This is a genomic window from Guopingia tenuis, assembly GCF_014384805.1.
In the GTDB taxonomy this organism is placed as follows: domain Bacteria; phylum Bacillota; class Clostridia; order Christensenellales; family Christensenellaceae; genus Guopingia; species Guopingia tenuis.
In genome coordinates this window covers 1-18009 of record NZ_JACRSS010000006.1, presented here as the reverse complement: position 1 = coordinate 18009, position 18009 = coordinate 1, and the positions used below count along the sequence as shown (strand labels likewise).

The 18009-nt window shown below is 42.8% G+C and carries 16 protein-coding genes, 1 tRNA gene and 2 rRNA genes; 4 read left to right on the top strand and 15 right to left on the bottom strand.

Annotated elements, in window-relative coordinates; genetic code table 11:
- Positions 1-2: 2 nt before the first annotated feature.
- The 3 genes from H8693_RS09930 to H8693_RS09920 form a co-directional block, all read right to left on the bottom strand.
- Positions 3-899, bottom strand: a complete 897-nt coding sequence (locus H8693_RS09930) for a hypothetical protein (RefSeq protein ID WP_178619026.1) — start codon at positions 897-899, stop codon at positions 3-5.
- Positions 896-1654 (bottom strand): hypothetical protein, encoded by a 759-nt coding sequence (locus tag H8693_RS09925; RefSeq protein ID WP_249280839.1) that lies wholly within the window; start codon positions 1652-1654, stop codon positions 896-898. Before H8693_RS09925 ends, H8693_RS09930 begins: the two co-directional genes overlap by 4 nt.
- Positions 1655-1822: 168 nt before the next feature.
- The gene (locus H8693_RS09920) at positions 1823-3196 is read right to left on the bottom strand and encodes a DUF6034 family protein (protein WP_249280838.1); all 1374 of its coding nucleotides are present in this window, start codon (positions 3194-3196) and stop codon (positions 1823-1825) included.
- A 409-nt stretch (positions 3197-3605) separates the two neighbouring features.
- Here H8693_RS09920 and H8693_RS09915 point away from each other — a divergent pair, with 409 nt between their 5' ends.
- The 4 genes from H8693_RS09915 (at position 3606) to H8693_RS09900 (ending at position 6349) form a co-directional block, all read left to right on the top strand.
- Positions 3606-4139, top strand: a complete 534-nt coding sequence (locus H8693_RS09915) for an RNA polymerase sigma factor (RefSeq protein WP_330605758.1) — start codon at positions 3606-3608, stop codon at positions 4137-4139.
- Between the two features lie 114 nt (positions 4140-4253).
- On the top strand, positions 4254-5099 hold the full coding sequence (locus H8693_RS09910; RefSeq protein WP_249280837.1) for a DUF4367 domain-containing protein: 846 nt from the start codon (positions 4254-4256) through the stop codon (positions 5097-5099).
- A gap of 24 nt (positions 5100-5123) precedes the next feature.
- Complete coding sequence (locus tag H8693_RS09905) at positions 5124-5615, top strand: hypothetical protein (RefSeq protein WP_249280836.1); 492 nt, start codon at positions 5124-5126, stop codon at positions 5613-5615.
- Between the two features lie 515 nt (positions 5616-6130).
- Positions 6131-6349: a thermostable hemolysin delta-VPH gene (locus H8693_RS09900; RefSeq protein WP_249280835.1), complete on the top strand. Its 219-nt coding sequence runs from the start codon at positions 6131-6133 to the stop codon at positions 6347-6349.
- A gap of 28 nt (positions 6350-6377) precedes the next feature.
- Here the strand turns inward: H8693_RS09900 and H8693_RS09895 are convergent, their stop codons facing one another.
- From H8693_RS09895 to rrf (H8693_RS09840), 12 genes are all read right to left on the bottom strand, one after another.
- Positions 6378-8081, bottom strand: coding sequence for a sensor histidine kinase (locus tag H8693_RS09895; protein ID WP_249280834.1), 1704 nt, complete (start codon positions 8079-8081; stop codon positions 6378-6380).
- A gap of 740 nt (positions 8082-8821) precedes the next feature.
- On the bottom strand, positions 8822-10249 hold the full coding sequence (locus H8693_RS09890) for a sulfatase-like hydrolase/transferase (protein WP_249280833.1): 1428 nt from the start codon (positions 10247-10249) through the stop codon (positions 8822-8824).
- Between the two features lie 12 nt (positions 10250-10261).
- Positions 10262-11008 (bottom strand): ABC transporter ATP-binding protein, encoded by a 747-nt coding sequence (locus tag H8693_RS09885; RefSeq protein WP_249280832.1) that lies wholly within the window; start codon positions 11006-11008, stop codon positions 10262-10264.
- On the bottom strand, positions 11005-11778 hold the full coding sequence (locus H8693_RS09880) for an ABC transporter ATP-binding protein (protein WP_249280831.1): 774 nt from the start codon (positions 11776-11778) through the stop codon (positions 11005-11007). Before H8693_RS09880 ends, H8693_RS09885 begins: the two co-directional genes overlap by 4 nt.
- A gap of 8 nt (positions 11779-11786) precedes the next feature.
- The gene (locus H8693_RS09875) at positions 11787-12572 is read right to left on the bottom strand and encodes an ABC transporter permease (RefSeq protein ID WP_249280830.1); all 786 of its coding nucleotides are present in this window, start codon (positions 12570-12572) and stop codon (positions 11787-11789) included.
- A 4-nt stretch (positions 12573-12576) separates the two neighbouring features.
- A complete protein-coding gene (locus H8693_RS09870; protein ID WP_249280829.1) occupies positions 12577-13404 on the bottom strand; it encodes an ABC transporter permease in 828 nt (275 codons plus the stop codon).
- A gap of 78 nt (positions 13405-13482) precedes the next feature.
- Entirely contained in the window at positions 13483-14568 is a 1086-nt protein-coding gene (locus tag H8693_RS09865) for an ABC transporter substrate-binding protein (RefSeq protein ID WP_249280828.1), read from the bottom strand.
- A gap of 182 nt (positions 14569-14750) precedes the next feature.
- Entirely contained in the window at positions 14751-16235 is a 1485-nt protein-coding gene (locus H8693_RS09860) for a response regulator (protein ID WP_249280827.1), read from the bottom strand.
- A gap of 19 nt (positions 16236-16254) precedes the next feature.
- Complete coding sequence (locus H8693_RS09855) at positions 16255-17355, bottom strand: anaerobic sulfatase maturase (protein WP_249280826.1); 1101 nt, start codon at positions 17353-17355, stop codon at positions 16255-16257.
- A 283-nt stretch (positions 17356-17638) separates the two neighbouring features.
- Positions 17639-17754 (bottom strand): 5S ribosomal RNA (rrf, locus tag H8693_RS09850).
- A 2-nt stretch (positions 17755-17756) separates the two neighbouring features.
- A tRNA-Asn gene (locus H8693_RS09845) sits at positions 17757-17832 on the bottom strand.
- Positions 17833-17895: 63 nt separating this feature from the next.
- Positions 17896-18009 (bottom strand): 5S ribosomal RNA (rrf, locus tag H8693_RS09840); the annotation flags it as partial.

The following is an 18009-nucleotide window of genomic DNA, read 5'->3' as shown; positions in this document are numbered from 1 at the left end:
CCTCATCCCTCCGTTCCTGTAAAGTTAAAGTTATACCGGCGAATGGCGTGTAGCGCCAGAAAATAGCAGAGAAGGATCAGCCCGCCGAAAAGGGCATAGGTCTGCCAGAGCCGGGGCAGCAGGTCATAGCCAAAATTATGCATGTGATAGGTGGCGTGGTTTAAGGGGGAGAGCCAGCCCACGGCCACATTGGCCTTATACATCAGCTCATCCGAGAGCTGAAACACCGCCTTGATGGTTTGGGGATTTAAGATAAATCCATAGACGCTGAACACAAACACGCTGATGACGCCCGCCGCCTGGCCCTTATAGAGGTTGAACACCAGCATGATAAACACCAGAAGCAGGGCATATAAAAGCATCAGCAAAAAGATGGTTCCCATGCAGGCATAGGGGGTGGACATCTCCAGCGTCTTGACCAGCGCCGGCAGGGCCACCTGCTGCCCCGCTCCGGAATACCCCAAAATGGCCGCCGTCTCGCTCCATAGGTTGCCGATGAAGGAATTGCTCATGCAGACCAGCGCCGTGGATACCAGAATGAACACCAGATAGATGGCCGTCGCGGCGGCAATATAGACGGCCTGCCCCAGCAGCCAGGTCTTCCGGTCGATGCGCACGAGATAAAAGGGCGTGCCGCTGGAAAGGAAGGGCATATCCGCAAACAGAAGCACCAGCAGAAGTGAGGACAGCAGGATGGAGTTGCTGTCGCCAAAGGTCCATACAAACGCCTCCACCAGCTGCATCGTCGTTCCGTATTCCTCTGCGAATTTCACCGCCTTATCCGAGAGCAGAAAGCAAAGGATAAAGGCCAGGGCAAAGGTGATGAAAATGCGCGGGTTTTTATGCCATTGCCGGAAATTATATCCCGCCACCGAAAAAGACCGTTTGATGGTTTTCATAGCCGTTCAATCCTCCGTTTCGCCGCAATCCAGAAGGCCAGGGAGATGAGAGCGATCAGCTCCAGCAGCAGCAGGACGACGCCCCAGTTCCCAAGCGGCCAGTATTCGCCGGGCGCCAGCCACTCTTTGGGATAGAGTATATAAAATGACGGAAAATACCGCTCATTCAAAATGATCAGAATATAATAGAAGATGAAGGGGCTGGCATAGGCCATATATTTGCTTTTTGTCATGGCGGCAAAAGTCATCCCCACAAGGGACCAGAAAGCCCCGGAACAGAAAAACAGCGGCAAAACCCGGATGAGTTCCACAAAATAGGGTACAGCTTCCTCCCCTTCCGCCAAAGGCGCCTCCATAGGAGCGAAAACCAGGGCGGAGAGGCCATAGGCAAACAACAGCCCGAGAACCAGCACCAGTCCGCCGGAAAGCCCGCAGGCTGCAATTTTGCCCCGCAGATAGCCTGCAATGGTGGTCCGGGGAAGATATTCCTTTATAAAACCGCTCTTCACATCGTCTACAAAAGAGGCCGTATACGGGAGGGCGCAGAGGATGGGAAGCGCCAGAAGCAGCGCATTTTTGGAAAGCGCCTCCAGAACCAGATAGCCATGGAAGCCGCATTCCAGCATTCCCCCTTCCCCCAGGCCCTGCACAGCGCCGGCAATAGCCTCCACAGACGCCAGAAAAACCGACAGGCCGAAGGCCGCCGCACAAATCCAAAACACTTTGCTGCTCATTGCTTGCCGGATGCTGTTCATAGGGTTCACTCCTAAAATATATCCGTTCGTTTCATTCCAAAAAAAGATGGGAATATTGCCTGGTTTTGCTGATTATTTCTTTCGATGCAGCCTGGGATGTTTCCTGTCTCTCCCGAAATTGTTCAGAAGTTTTATACATTTGGATAACCAAATAAAAGCAGGCCACTTTTATAGCACGCTTCCATCCGTAGCATTGATGCCAACCACCGGCGTATCCCCGTTATAACAGATCCAGGCGGGAACCGTGCGGTATTCCGAATAGTTGTCCTTGATATTTGTCACCACATACCCCAGGCGGATCTGCGTAATTTCTATCTCCTGTGCATCGGAATCCGGATTTTCCTCCAAATATGTATATTTTGTCTTGAGGCCATTTCGTATGGCATTTTTTGCCTCGTCAAAGGGCATCAAGGGCACGTTTTCCGTGTCTGTCCCGTTAATTTCAGTGGGACTGTACCATTGAAAGCCCGCAATTCCTTCATCGTCTACAATTACCGTTATGGAATCATTTTCCAATGCTAGGCGGTAAGATGATCCATCCGACATATTGCCGGTTCCTCCCGTAATATAGTCGTCCCAAACCGACAATACTGAGCGGGGCAGCCCATTATAGGGGCGGGTGAACACGAATCCATAGGCGACCTGGGAAAACTGCTCGGAGGATTGCGTCTGCACTTTATAGACTCCATAAGCTTTTTCCGAACCCTCAAATTTGTAATCTGTCACCTGAATGCTTTTTAGAAAATCTTCCGCCTCCTGCAGGGCCTCCTCCCGTGTTTTTTGGATATCAACGGTGTAAGTATCCATGGGAAAAATATTTGTATATTGGGCACACGCATTTTGATCCTGCATAGAAATGCCGGTATTCCAATACCGTAAAAAGCTCCCAACACCTCTTCCCACATTGTTCTCGACCCAAAAAGAGGCTTTTATTCCACGCCCGGCCTCGCCGCAGACCTGGATACTCACATTTCCTCCGCTGTCCTTTTCCAGTTGAGCGGTAGCCTTTTCATAGTCGCTGGTTTCCGGCGCCTCCGCCATCAGTCGCTCCAGCTCTTTCAATTGATCTTCCAGTTCTTCCAGGCTGCTGTCTATTGCTTTCTCATCTTTTTTCTTTAGCTCAATTTTTGCTTTTTGTTCGATAATGAGATCTTGGAAATCCTCCTTAATCATGGCTTTCCCCATTCGTTCCAAATGGTTGATAGCATCCCCAAAGATTATATTAGCAATGGGATCGATGATGTCCTGGGTATAATCTATCAGTTTGATACGGTATACCGGCCATTCGTCATGGTTGGGTGTCTGGATATCTGCAGAAATCCGCACTTTTAGCTTCCCATTATATGCGGTAAAGCTCTCCTCCCATTTTTCTCCCGCCTGCCGCAAAACCTCCAGATTCGCTCCGGGCGAAGCAGTCTTACTGTATTGCTCCTCGGTGAGCTGATGAACAATCTCCTGTTCCGGTGTCGGCTGACAGCCGGCCAGGAGCAGGAGAGACGTCAAAATGAAAGCCAGCAGCCGCAGCGTTCTTTTCCGTTTCATGTTTTTTCCTCCGCAATCCCCTTTTGATTCAACATACCAGGCTGTTCCCCGCCTGCATTTCTTCGTTTGGTCTTCTGATTATCCATTCTGCAATATGCTATAAGCGCGTATGACACAAGGGCTTACAAAATCTAACCATTTGGTTTTTGCAATACCAAAAAACCGGCTTCCAACTTTGCCTTGTTCCATTGCTTCAAATTATTGTTTATATCCTTGAGATCTCTTTCATTATAATTATCTCTCATTTATCCATAATCTTTCAAGCTTATTTTCAAAATATTTATAAGATTTTTCATTCATTTGTTAATATAGATAAATAACATTTGCATATTTCGACACAGTATGAGATAATACAGGTAATCATTGGAAAATCTGAAAAAATCTATCATTTGTCTGCCCGTGAGGTTGATTGGAATTGTGCACGAAGAAATCGGATCAACAATTCTATAAGGAGCTTTACGATAAGTATTCTCCTTTTGTTTACCGTTTTTGCCGCGGATATCTTGTGGATTTGGAAGATACGCAAGACTGCCTGCAAAATGTCTTTTTGTGCGCTTGGAACAAGCTGGATACCCTGCGGACGCACGCCAATGTCGGCGGATGGTTCGCTTTGACAGCAAAACATATGGTTTATCATATTCTCCGCAAAAGAAAAAGAGAGGAAAGGGTCATTCCTTTGGAGACATATCTCGGCCCCATCCCCTCATTCCGCGGCGATGAAGATGTCTGGGCGATAGCCAAAGAGCAGGATATCGTGGAACAGCGCGAAGAAATCCTCCAAAACATACTCACCGAAGAAGAAATGCGGATCTTTTCGGATTATTATTTTGATAATGTCTCGATTGAAGAACTATCCAAAAAATATAAAGTCAGCGCTTCCACAGTTTATGTCCGGCTGCACCGGATTAAAATTAAGGTACTCCGCTATATTCATGATGAATAAAAATTTATGTGGATGCATATCGCTTCCGGGATGCGTATATTTTTAAATTTTTTATTATTTTATTTGTAAGAATCAGGAATTCACAGGAATAAATAGGCGAAAGGAGAAAATGAAATGAATTGGATTCGGCGGAAACCAAAAATCAATACGTTAACCGAATCCGAAGTGCTGTTACGGCACCAGTTGTTAGAGGCTATCCAGGCTGAAATGCAAAAGCCGGAGGATCAGCGGGATGCGGCTCTGATCGAAGAGTGTTTGGAGACAATAGAATACCTGAATGATGAGTGCCGCACTCCCGTATATATCGATCCTCAGGAAAAACAAAGGGAACACGTCCGGCGTTTGCCCCGGTGGGTGGCCGTTGCGTGTTCTGTTGTGGTTTTTTTCTTTGCGGGAACCGGAGTGGCTTCCGCCTTTGGGATCAATGTATGGCAGGCAATTCTCCATTGGGATTCCAGATATCTGCAGGTCGGTTATACACCTTCTGAGCAGTTTGAACCGTTGCCAACGGGAACTTTCACGGATGATATCAAGGGAGAAGATCCTCCCATCGAAAACAATTACATGGTATTTACCAGCATTGAGGAGGCTGTGCAGGCGGCTGGTTTCACGCCTATGCTCCCTTCCTGGATTCCCGAGGGTTATGAGCTGGATAGTGTGGAGGTTTTCCCGGATTCGTTTACTTCGAGTATGACGATCCGGTATATGAAAGGGGACGAAGATTACTTATTAGTATCAGTAATTCATATGTGGCATTCAGATGGAGCGGTGCAAACAGGTATCGATACACAAGATGCCGAATTGGGACAATATTGGAGTAATGGAATCCTGTATACAACAGCAACTCGTGCAGATTCCAGTATTACAATTAATTGGAATATTGGCAATGAAATCTATGAGGTTGACTGTATTAGGCAACCGCTTGAAATTGCGCAGGATATAGTTGCATCGTTTAAATGATAATAACAATAGGAGGACGAATCAATGAAGAAGAGAATGTTTGCATTATTTTTTTGTTTGCTGCTTTGCATAGCAATTGTACCTACAGCTTTTGCCGGTTCGGATGAGCCGACTTCCGGCATCGCATCCAAAGATCCTTATTTTACTGATCAATATTATTCGGAGACTTCTGGCATTTCCACTTATGCTGCACCTGTTTTTAAGGCTCCTGTTATTTCTATTTCCAGTCCTGCGGTTGGAAAAATCAGTGTATATGTCAAGCCTCAGACTCTCACCACATGCACCAAAATCGGTTTCCGGAGTAATTTGGTGCTGCAATATTGGACTGGCAGCCGTTGGGGCACCAGTGCATCCTGGTCGGAAAAATATGCAACAAACGCTAAAAGCTATACTTTCTCGCAGACGCTGGACAGAACCAGCGGCACCCGGTATCAGCTGACAGGAACATTGTTCGCAACTAACGCCAGCGGAACCACAACTTATCCATTTACTACTGAATATATTACATGCAGATAAATTTCATCATCAATTGCAATACACAGGGGAAGGGGTTCCGGCAAATGCTGGAATCCCTTTTCCTGTTTCCCGTTTTCCAGGCATTGCCGGTTGTTTTCCAGGGTTCGATTGAAACAATGCGCGACACCCAGAGTCCTTCTGTCTGCGCAGATTCCGTGTCCTTTCGCTTTCCGGCGGTTGATTGTATCATCTGGCAAAACAATCCTGCGGGTGATATATTCCTTGGCGCGGACAAAGGCCCTCCCGTTCCCCTTTTGCTTTCTTCCAAAAGGAGATAGTCTTTTCTAGTTCTCCTCCGTCAATATATGCAGGCCAGCAAAAGCAGGAAGCATATCCGGCGGCATGTTCCCGCCATAGTCCTCCATAATAATCTGGCCCACTCTTCCGAAGCCATGTTCGCCGCAAGGTATTCCGCCTTTCCAGGGGGGGACCAGATTAAGCCGCATTTCTCCAAGGCCATTCCGCGTATTTTTCCCATGATAGGGCATCCTAGTATCAAAAGGAGAAAAACGCATATGCCCGGATATTTCAATTACCACGCCACAGCCAAACGGCTGATTCGAGAGGGAAAACTGCGCGAATATTATTTCACCCAGCGCCACAATCAAATATCGCCTGCATTGGTTCTCATTTTTGACGATCCGCAGCATCCCGTCATGCCCATTCGGGAATACCGCTGGGAAGAATATCTGCTGCTGCTTCCTCCGCCGCACGTTCCACCCGACTCAAGATAGCACCTTTTTCTGGGGCGCCGGCTGTCTCTCATTTTATGATTGGCATGGTTACAGTGACCGTCGTCCCTTCCAGCTCTCCCGCGATGATTTTTATTCCATATTTATCTCCAAAATTCAATTTGATTCTTCTTTCCACATTATATAGACCAATGCCTCCATTCTGGCTGCGACGGAAACTACTGGCAATTTGCTCCGGAGTCATGGGTTTTCCATTATTCCAGATTTCCACTTGAAGTACGTCTTCCTTCTCATATATTTTCAGCCTTATCTTTCCCCCCTTCCTCATTTCTGCCACCCCATGTATCACGCTGTTTTCTACAATAGGTTGTAAAATCAGGCTAAGTATCTTGTAATTCTTCAAACTCTCGGGGCACTCCAAAACCACATCAAACGTATCCCCATATCGGAACTTTTCTATGGCTATAAACTCATTAATAATATATATTTCGTGATCGATTGTCACCATTTCGTTGGGAGTATTCAGTATGTTCCGAATCAGTGTCAAAAAAGCCCCCATCATTTTATTGGCTTTGTCTGTTTCCCCCATGGCAATCATACACTTCACAGAGAACAATGTATTATACATAAAATGCGGCTGTATTTGCATTTGTAAAAAGCTCATTTCTGTCTTTAGCTTTTCTCTGGTTATCTTTGACATATTTATAATCATATTGTCGATCCTATCCATCATTGCGTTAAATTTTTCTACAATAATCCTGATCTCCTTCCAGCTTCTATACGAAAGACGTATCCTTTCACTTCTTGCCAATCCATCTTGTCCAATAACATCAAGCTTTTTGCAAACGTCGCTTATCGGTTTTGTTAAACTATGTGATGCCGCCACTGTAATCACAGATCCTCCCAATAGCACTGCAACACCAATTACCAGAATCATCTGATTGATCCTGATCAGCGGCTGACTCAATTCATGCAATGGAATTTCCTCTATAACAATCCAGTTTTTATTAGCGATATCGCATTTTGAATACAAATATTCTATTCCTGATTTCTTTATTACTTTGTTATCAGATGCACGAAAAATTTCGTTAAATTTGTTCATATTGTAATATAAAAGCCCTATGCGGTTTTCGTCCGGATCTGATATGATTGTTCCGTTCTGGTCGATGATATAAATTGAATTCCTGTCCAGCAGTGAACTGTACTGTTTTAAAAACAAACGATGATCCATCTCTATCATTAGTATGCCGGACATCTCTCCCGTTGTTTGATTATATATCCCGCGTGCCGCACCTATTTTGGCTATTTTTTCTTTTGTTTCGCTCCAATCGGTATACCATATAATTTTTTCATTATTACCCATCAATCTTGAGAACCAAATTTTTTTATTCAGTTTCTCATATATTCTCTCCCCACTTTGGATGCCATTCACATACGTCTGCCCAGTTTTGAATGTAACAGTGATTTTATAATCTATATCCAGCACATTAAATCGGGCTCTCGCTTTGTGTTCCAGTTCTTTCCAGGCATCAATCCCTTCTATTTTTGTCACGTTATCATAATAAAAATCAGAAATTCGCTCCACCTCCTGCATCAGGCCGTCCACACCCTTTGATACCTGGTTTAACACATCCTGACGCATCTCCGATACCTGAGCAATAATCTCTGCCGTCGCCACACGATTCACCAGTACCGATACCACAGTAATAGCGAACAACAAAATTCCCATTATCATGAATAAAAGTATGGTCTGTAGTTTCGCGCTTTTTTTCATTTTCTTCCTCAGCTTGTCATTTAAAGTACTATGTCATAAAGTTGTATCACCACTACTGAAAATGGGCTGTCACAAACAACTTGCTGATAATTCGAACGTTCATCTCTTTGCCTCCAGTGTTGTCCATTAGTCCATCCACAATTCCCAGCAGCACACAATAAAAAGTCCATCCATTTTTATAACCGTATAGCTTATAAGAGAGCATAATGTTATAAGTAATATGATAAATAACTGGTAGCAACTGCATTTTTAGGCTTTTTTGAAAAACAGAATCGGCACCGCTATTTGAGATGGCCCTCTCCCTATTCGAAAATTCCCGAAAAAAATCCAGTTTTCAGAACGATACGTATTTTCAGAATTCAAGATTTCACTTCATAACATGGAAACTTTTCTCTCAGTATAGCGATGAAAAGTACCAATATCAATACGCCAAAATATGCCATTTACTTTGATTGCCGGGACGGCTTCTATAGCTGCCTCTCCAATCAACCCTTCTAATATGTTCGCCGCCGCTAAAGCATCGCAACTTCTTATGACAAAATCATTCCCACTGCAACGCCAATGGTTGTTGCTATAGAATTACCATAAAAGCCAGCAGGCTCTTGCTCCCATTATAAAAGGCGCTCTAAATGAGCGCCTTTTCCTAAAACCAAGCTGGCAGGAAAGATCTCCTTTTTAGATCATCCGCTGTCGTGATAAAGCTTTTCATTCTTTTTAACTCTTTATCTTCACAAATATTCTTATCCCTGCAAAAAGCCGGATTCCTCTTCTTCCACGCGCATATATTCCAACCAAAAGCGTTTGCCCTCAGGAGTATCCATGTCTCCCCATTCCATTGCGCATTTTTTGAGTTCTTCGCGTAATTTATGAATCACCGGTTGCATTTTTTCTTGCCTGCTCAGGTCGTTTATCTCCCATGGATCTTTTTCTAGGTCAAAGAGTTGGGTCCTCCGCAGATCTGCATATTTATATTCGATCAGTTTATATTTTTCATTTTTAAAGCTTCGCACCTTATCCCCAAAAATGAGAAACAATGTATCCCTGCTCTTTTTCCTATTATCCGCAATGGTTTCATAAAAGCTGATTCCATCGACTGTATGCGGGATTTGGCAGCCTATCATATCACAAATCGTGGGGAAAAGATCCATAAGATATACATATCCATCTCTTGTCTCTCCTTTCGGAATTCCCGGACCGCACATCACCAGCGGTACTCGGATGCTGTGTTCATATGTACTCTGTTTCCCCATCAGGCCATGTTGTCCTACCGCGAGTCCATTGTCTGCGGAGAAGATAATAATAGTATCTTCATATTTTCCCGAATCCTTCAACGCCTGCAGGATATCTCCAATACGGTCATCGGTATGACTGATCATGGCGTAATAATCCCGGATATGCCGCTTAATTTCTTCTTTCCGGCGGGGAATTGCCGCCAGGTTTTCATCCCGCACCATATTCATTCCATAATCAAAGGGATGTTTCTCCATAAAATTTGGCGGTAGGCTGATTTTATCCAAATCGTATAGCTCCATATACTTTTTCGGCATAGACCGCGGATCATGCGGAGCCATATAGGCCACATACATATAAAATGGTTCCTCCCCATCATACTCATTTAGAAATTTACAAGCGGCATCAGTGAACAGATCGGTGGAGTGAATTCCCCAATTGATGTGGTCTGCATGACGTTCCGTTGTAAGATTATTGAATCCGGGATTGCATACTTCAGGAAATGTATTCGCATACCGCCCTGTTGGATCAAAATGATATGTGGGAACTCGCCAATGGTCATACATGGCGCCAAAAAAAATTTCGTCTCCACAGCTAAAACTTCTCGCATAAGAATCTGTACAGTTATGCCATTTACCTGTCCCAAATGTCGTATATCCTTGTTGACGGAGGGTTTCACCCAATAACGCGTGTGCTTGAGGGATGCTTTTTCCCGACTCCTGCAAATGAAAGATATTTCTCCCCGTGTTGACCATAGCCCGGCTGGGCATGCACACGGCGGCAATCGTGCCCCCAGGAATATGGGCATTGAGAAACGATGTCCCCTGTTCCACCAGTTTATCAAGATTTGGCGTTTTGATCTCCTGATTACCAAGAGCTGCAATGGTATCATAGCGCATATCGTCAGCAAACAAAAACAATATATTTGGTTTTTTCATCATATTTTCTCCTTACCACCATTTGATCAATTCTGTCACTTGATCTCGCAAAGCAATAAAGTCTGGTGATGCAATGTCTCTTGGTCTTGGGAGGCCATTCAACATTTCCCTTTTAATCGTTGTCGGTTTATTCGTAAGTACTATAATTCTGTTGCTCAAATAAACGGCTTCTTCAATGTTATGTGTAATGAAGATTACCGTTGTCCCTGTTTTTTCCCATAGGTTTATGAGTTCATCCTCTAACTTATATTTTAGCTGCAAGTCTAAATGTCCATAAGGTTCGTCCATCAGCAGCAATGCTGGTTCCGTCGCAAAAGCCCTTGCGATCACCACCCTCTGCAACATGCTGACCGATAACTGATTGGGATAGTAGTGCCTATATTTTTCTAATCCCACCAATTTGATCACTTTATCAACTTTTTCTTGAATCTCTTCCTTGGGTCTTTTTTTAATTTTCAGTCCAAATCCAATATTTTGTTCCACATCAAGCCACTGCATGGTGGAATATTCCTGAAAAATATACGCTACGTTATGTTTTTTTAAATTAATGCTCTCGCCATTAACCAGCATCTCCCCTCTGTCAATGTCATAGAGCTTTGTCAGGCTGTTCAAAAATGTAGTTTTTCCACATCCTGTCGGTCCTACAATACACAAAAAATCTCCACGCTTCACATCAAAAGATATGTCATTCAATACCAGTAAATCACCAAAACTTTTGGTCAGGTTTCTGACTTCTACTATATTATCCCCTGGTGTCATCCGTCCACCTCCCCTGCTGATCTTTCCACAAAATCTGTAATTTCTTTTCTCAATCTGAGGAATTCCTTTGCCGTTATATTTCGGGGCCTTGGCAGATCAATTTGATATTCTTTGACGATATGCGATGGTTTGTCCGATAGTACCAATATTCTATCCGCCAAATATACAGCTTCTTCAATATTGTTTGTTACAAATATGACCGTCCGCTTTTCCTTTGCACAAATTCTTTCAATTTCTTCTTCCATTAGATATCGCGTCTGCGCGTCCAAATGACCAAAGGGTTCATCCATCAATATAACTTTGGGCTCGTTACAGTAGGCCCGTGCAATTCCAACACGTTGTTTCATACCCCCAGATAATTTAATAGGATAAGTTTTCTCAAATCCACTCAGCCCCACTAAATCAATATAATATTGCGCTTTTTTTCTTCTCTCCGTCTTTTTTATTCCTTGCACCGCCGGGCCGAATTCTACATTGCCCAGCACGGTCAGCCACGGGAAAAGCGATGTCGTCTGATAGACCATCCCTCTGTTCGGCTTGGGACCGTCTACTATCTCGTCATTCACTTCAATGGTTCCCTCTGTAACTGGCTCCAATCCGGCAATTAGATTTAGTAATGTTGTTTTTCCGGTCTCAGCCAATCCAAACAAGACTACAAATTCTTCTTCCTTTATGGCAAGATTGACCCCTTTTAAGACTTCGTTCTCTTCCTTGCCTTGAATAAACGTCTTTCCCACGTTTTTACACTTTACAACTATTCTATTTTCCATATCTCCCCCTACCTGCTTCGGTCATTCCAGGCACATAGCTTTTTTTCTATCCAGCGCATGAGCGACACTAGAATGAATCCTACAACACCTATGGGAATCATCCCTGCCATGATTTGTGCCGTATTTGCATTGTTCATTCCAGTAATAATAAGCCATCCCACACCCTCATGAGAGCTTACCATCTCCGCAGCTAGTACTGACATCCAGCTTCCCGATAGTGATATTTGCAGTCCCGCAAATACATAGGGGAAACTGGAAGGTAGAATTACCCTGCGAAACGTCTGCCATTTTGAAGCCCCTAGCAACTGTGCGGCACCAATCAATACTGGGTCTACCGTCCGAACACCTGACATAGAATTGATAACTGTGTTTGCAAACCCTCCAATAAATATGATAAATATCTTCGCAGCTTCGCCTATGCCAAGCCAAAGGATTGTCATTGGAATCCAGGCAACCGCCGGGATTGGGCGGACGATATTAAACAGCGGAGCTGCAATTGCTCTTACAGTTTTGGAGTACCCCATTGCCAGGCCCAGCGTAACACCCGCAAGGCTTGCAATGCTATATCCAATGAGTACTCTTCCTAAACTTGCACCAATATGTCCAAACAGTGTTGTTCTGCCTACAGGTTCTATAAAGTATTTACATATCAGCGCAAAAACTTCCTCTGGCCCTGCCATTACCTTTCCGAGTTCAGTGTATTTCACCAGCAGATACCAAATTGCCACTACAGCAATCAATCCGATCAATCCGCTTGCAGCGACTGAGATTCTGTTTTTCCATTTCTTGCTCACGTCGTTATTTCACCCCTTTGACAAAGCGCCGTTCCAAATACTCCAGGGCTGCTGAAAACAGCATACTAATAACTCCGATCATCAGCATCCCCACAATAATGATATCTGCACGCCCCACCGATCTGGCAATTTGAATCATATAGCCCAATCCGCTGCTTGATGCCAACAATTCTGCCGCCACCAGTGCCATCCACGACGCTCCCAAAGATACTTTTATTCCCGTAAAAATCATGGGCATTGCTGTCGGTATTGCCACTCGAAACAGAAGTTGGCTTCTTGACGCGCCAAATGTTTTTCCAACCCAAATATGCACTTCATTTGTCTGTTTGATTCCTGAATAAGCATTGATGACACAGGGGACAAAGGATGCCATAAAGATTACTGCAACCTTAGAAGCCGTACCAATGCCTAAAACCACCAACATAATTGGGATCCATGCAATTGGCGGGATGGGCCGCAGTACATCAAACACTGGTTTAACAATTCTGTCTAGAGTTTTAAACCAAGCCATTAAAATTCCAAGAGGGCTTCCAATCACCGCTCCCATCAGGAAGCCCAGCAATGCCGTGTAAACACTGACTCCAATATGTACTGGCAAGGTCGATCCATCCGGAGCTGTTTGATAGAGCTTTGCAACAAAGCTTCGAAATACCTTCAACGGACTGGGCATTGCGTATGATGGAGCCAATTTTAGTATATCCGTACAAAGTTCCCATATGAGCAGAAACGTTAACAGAGATGCACATGAAATAAGAACATATTTTCTTTTTTCTTTCTTTTCTTTCTGTATAGAAAGCCAAATACGGCTATCTCTTGCATTCTTTTTTGCCATATCTTTTTCCTCCGTTGGCTGCACAGGTAAGCACGGAGTTCCTGTGCAGCCCCGTCTAAAAACATTAGCACTTGTTTTTTATTTCCGCCTTGTTTTGGCCAGTTCCAGAATATCTGTTACAGTATTATCCTCCACCGTTTTGACTTGATCCGCTGTGAGCTGCTCAAGAGATACGAAAAATTCCGCGTATTCCTTGTGATAAGCGCCATATTCTACTTCATCAATATCATCCCATCCCACATATTTTTTGATTTCGCATTCGCGATCAACATCTTCATCCGTAATTTCTGCGCCGTTGGTCTCATACCATTTTTTTACCCATTCCGTGTATGTATCCCAGTCGCTCATCATTTGCTCATTTGCATCATAAATCATGTTAACGAAATCGGCCAATGCCTCTTTTTTGTTCTCATATGCACTGCGGGTTGCCATGATCGAATGTACATTGATCATATCCAGCGTCTCTATATCTGCCACTCTCTCATAACCCGCGTCATCCGCCGAGAAAATATAGGGCGAACACATGCAAGCAAAATCTGCTTCTCCTGCTTCAAATGCCTGTAAGGTTTGCGCATATTCCATGCCCAGCAGATTGACCTCATCTGAACCAATCCCTAATGCCGTCAGCCATTTTGATACCAGCATCTGGCTTGTAGTACCTGGCGTATAGAGGATGGTGCTGCCTTTTACCGTTTCTGCGCTGCCTTTAATGTCGGGATATGTGGGATTGCTCCCGGTGGCATTCAGCGCTTCACTCCCCTTTTGTGCAAATATCGCATCTCCCCCCGTTAAATATTGATAATCCGCGATATAGATCCCATCATAATTCGCTACTCCGAAAATTCCTGCCCCACCAATGGGCGCTACATCATACTCATTTGATGCCAATGCCTCGTTCATTGTCGCGCCACTGGAAAATAGAACCAATTCAATGTCTAGTCCGTATTCCTTGTCCAGTTTCATCTCTTTTGCATAATAGACTGGTGCAGAAATTTGCATCGGCATTACTGCTACCTTTAAATGTGTCAATTCATTCCCCGTATTCTCCGTAGGGGCCATTTCATCTGTCGAATTCGTTGATTGCATCGAAGGTGTGGTACACCCAGCAAATATTACCATCACCATCATTAATGTTCCCAATAAACCCATCAATCTCTTTTTCATAAGTTCCTCCTTTTTTGGAGCATTAGTGCCCCACCCTGACATTTCTATTACTTGTTTTAAGTATATCTTTGCTTTTTGCTGCAAAACATATTATAAATTAGCATTAATAATAAATAATTGACAGATATCGTTTCCTCTATCTGCCAATTATTTAACAAAAGCATAATATTTTAGCAATTCTTTTATTTTTTTGATATTTCATTCCTATAGGAAAATGGATTCATCCCATATTTATCTTTAAAAACTCTGGAGAAATAACTGATATTTCCATATCCTACTAATTCCGCTATCTCGCTGATTTTCAGATTTGTATCAGTGAGTAGCTCCTCAGCCTTTTTCAAACGCAACATATTGACATAAGTATTGCAAGTCATTCCCGTTTCACTTTTAAATACTCTGCACATATGCTCCACAGAAACCCCACATTGGCTTGCTATATCCCCCAATGTATTTAGCTTTGTAAAATAATGTTCTATGTAGTCAAGGATTTCTGAGACCAAATATGAATATCCTTTTTTACGGTTCTCTGCATATATCTCCAGTTCGCACATTACAATTTTCTCCAGATTGGAAAACGTATTGCATGAAAAAATTTCCCTTTCTATGCCCGTTGTATCTATTTTTTTAAGCGTTTTTTCTATCATCATTTTTAGCAACTGATTAAATATCTTTTTAACATACATAACATCCGGAAATCTGGTTTCCCTTATGAAATCCAAAAGTTCGGTTATACATAAATAAACGCCCTTTTTATTACTGCTACCAATATGATGCACTGCATCACAATATTTTAGATGCAGCACATCCTTTAAGCTGTCCATGGGAGTATTGGGCTCTTCTTTCATCGTCTCTCCGTAAAAATACACGCTTAGATCCCTTTTGCTTTCTTCTATCGCATTCATCAATTCCGAAAAATCGTAATGCGGCATACTCCTTCCCACTTTCCCTAACCAGGCATCTGCAAAAAAGGTTTTATAATTGTTTATTGTTTCATTATATTTGCTAGCTAATTTTTGGCTCCCTAAATCCACCAAAATGCAAACATATCCATCCCCATTGCGAAAAATGAAGCTATAACTAGAACGGGATCTCAAATAATCCTGTACCTTTTCAACCGAGCCCGTAAATTTTAGTTCACTGCTCATTTCAATAGTAAATATCGCATATGGGTCATCTGGACCAGATTTAATGCCCAATGTCTTGAGGACTATTGATTCATTCACTGTCTTCTCTTTCAAAAGTCGAGAAATTTTATTTTCGATATCCAAATATGTCTTAAAAACATAGCCCTCGCTTTTTTTTCTGCTATTTTGATATCTTTCTAAAATTTCATTGATCACTATTTCATCAATTTCAGTTTTTAAAATATATTCATTGGCACCATAAATCAAAGCTTTACGAATGTAATTAAAATCTTCATAGCTTGTCAACATCACCACATAGCAAGATGGGATTTGTTCTTTTAACTTTTGCAAAATTTCGATACCACTAATTCCCGGCATTTTTATATCCAGAAAAACGAGATCCGGCCTGCTTTTTTTCAACGCCTCTAATACCGCATCCCCTGAAGGAAAAAGACAGACTTGGTTAGCATATCCCATTTTCCCCAATGCGTACCCTATCCATTGCCGAATGGGTACTTCGTCATCTATTATAAATATATTCATTTCTTTTTTCTCCATCAGCCTAATGATTGCACCATAATGAGGCTGCATCCAGCAATTCTTGCCAACGTTCCATGCAAAACTGCTTAAAGCTGCTACAATACATATATTTTCCGTTGATATCCCTTTCTCTTTTACACCCGTTCCTGCAAAGTCCGTATATTGGGCATCTCTCACATTCTTTTGGCAATAGATATGAATCTGCTATAAATTCTTTTGCGATTTTTGAAGATGCCATTTCTTGAAAAGAGCATTCTGAGACATTCCCCATGCGCCATTTATCGTACACATAAAAATCACACGGATAGACACCTCCATCACTTTCCACTACCATTTGAAGTGAACATTTGCCCTGCAAGGCACAACATTCTGGCGATCGTCCCACAAGCATTCCCATTAAGTTGTCAATATGTCGTATACTCACATATTTCCCTTTTTTTAAATCTGCATACCACAAATCAAACAGTTGCAAATAATAGCGAAAAAAACTTTCTGTGTTCATGGAAAATTCTGTTATATCAGGGTTCTTAGATAATGAATCCAGGCATGGGATAAACTGCAAATAGGAGGAAATTTGGGATAAACAATGATATATCTTTGTTATCTTTCTCGACGTATATCCTGTTACTACTGTCAGCAGATTAAATTCGACACCATATTTTTTTAGCATTTCAATATTTTTAATTATTCGCCCATAGGTTCCAGTTCTGTCGAAAGATAATCTATTAAGATTATGCAAATCAGAAGGCCCATCCAAAGAAATCCCGAGCAAGAATTTATTTTCCGCAAAAAAATGCGCCCAGTGGTCATTTATTTCCAGACCATTGGTCTGGAAATAATTAACAACCGTAATATTTTTCTTATTATACCTTTTTTGCAATTCAATCGCTTTTTGAAAAAAATCCAAGCCTGCCAGAGTGGGTTCTCCTCCTTGGAAACCAAAAGCGCAAGATTCTTCTGCTTCTTCAAATACTTGACGTATTGTTGCTTCTAAAACCTCCCCTGGCATAATACCATAACTGCTCGTCGTCCTTTCTTCCGCTATGGCACGATAAAAGCAATAACGACACCTCATATTGCATAGAGAAGACGCCGGCTTAATCAGTACGCTCAAATATTTCATTGCAAAGTGCCCCAATTCTTATTGAATTAGTAATAGAAATGCTTACCATTAATTTATATGAAAAAAAAGAATGTGTCAACTGGATTATTCATCCTCTGCTTGAAAAAGCAAGGTATAAATTTAATATTTTTAAAGCTATTCAATATGCATATTTCTTAATTTTAAAATTTGTTCGCAGAACAACTCATGTGCTTCACAGTGTTCAGCGAGTCTCTAAATCATCTCAAATCTTTATAGAAATAGAAAACCGTGAATATAAGATTCACGGTTTTCTATTTCTAGAGACCGGCAGCTACCTATCCTCCCGGGCCGTCACCAGCCAAGTACTTTCGGCGTATAAGAGCTTAACTTCTGTGTTCGGGATGGGAACAGGTGTACCTCTTAGCTATCGCCACCGGAAATGGCTCCCCCTGTTGGACTCGAACCAACGACATTTCGGTTAACAGCCGAACGCTCTACCAACTGAGCTAAGGAGGAATATTATATTTTTAGTCTATGCAAAGAAATGGAAACTATGCATAGACCACTATTTTTCTTAGATACCGGCAGCTACCTATCCTCCCGGGCCGTCACCAGCCAAGTACTTTCGGCGTATAAGAGCTTAACTTCTGTGTTCGGGATGGGAACAGGTGTACCTCTTAGCTATCGCCACCG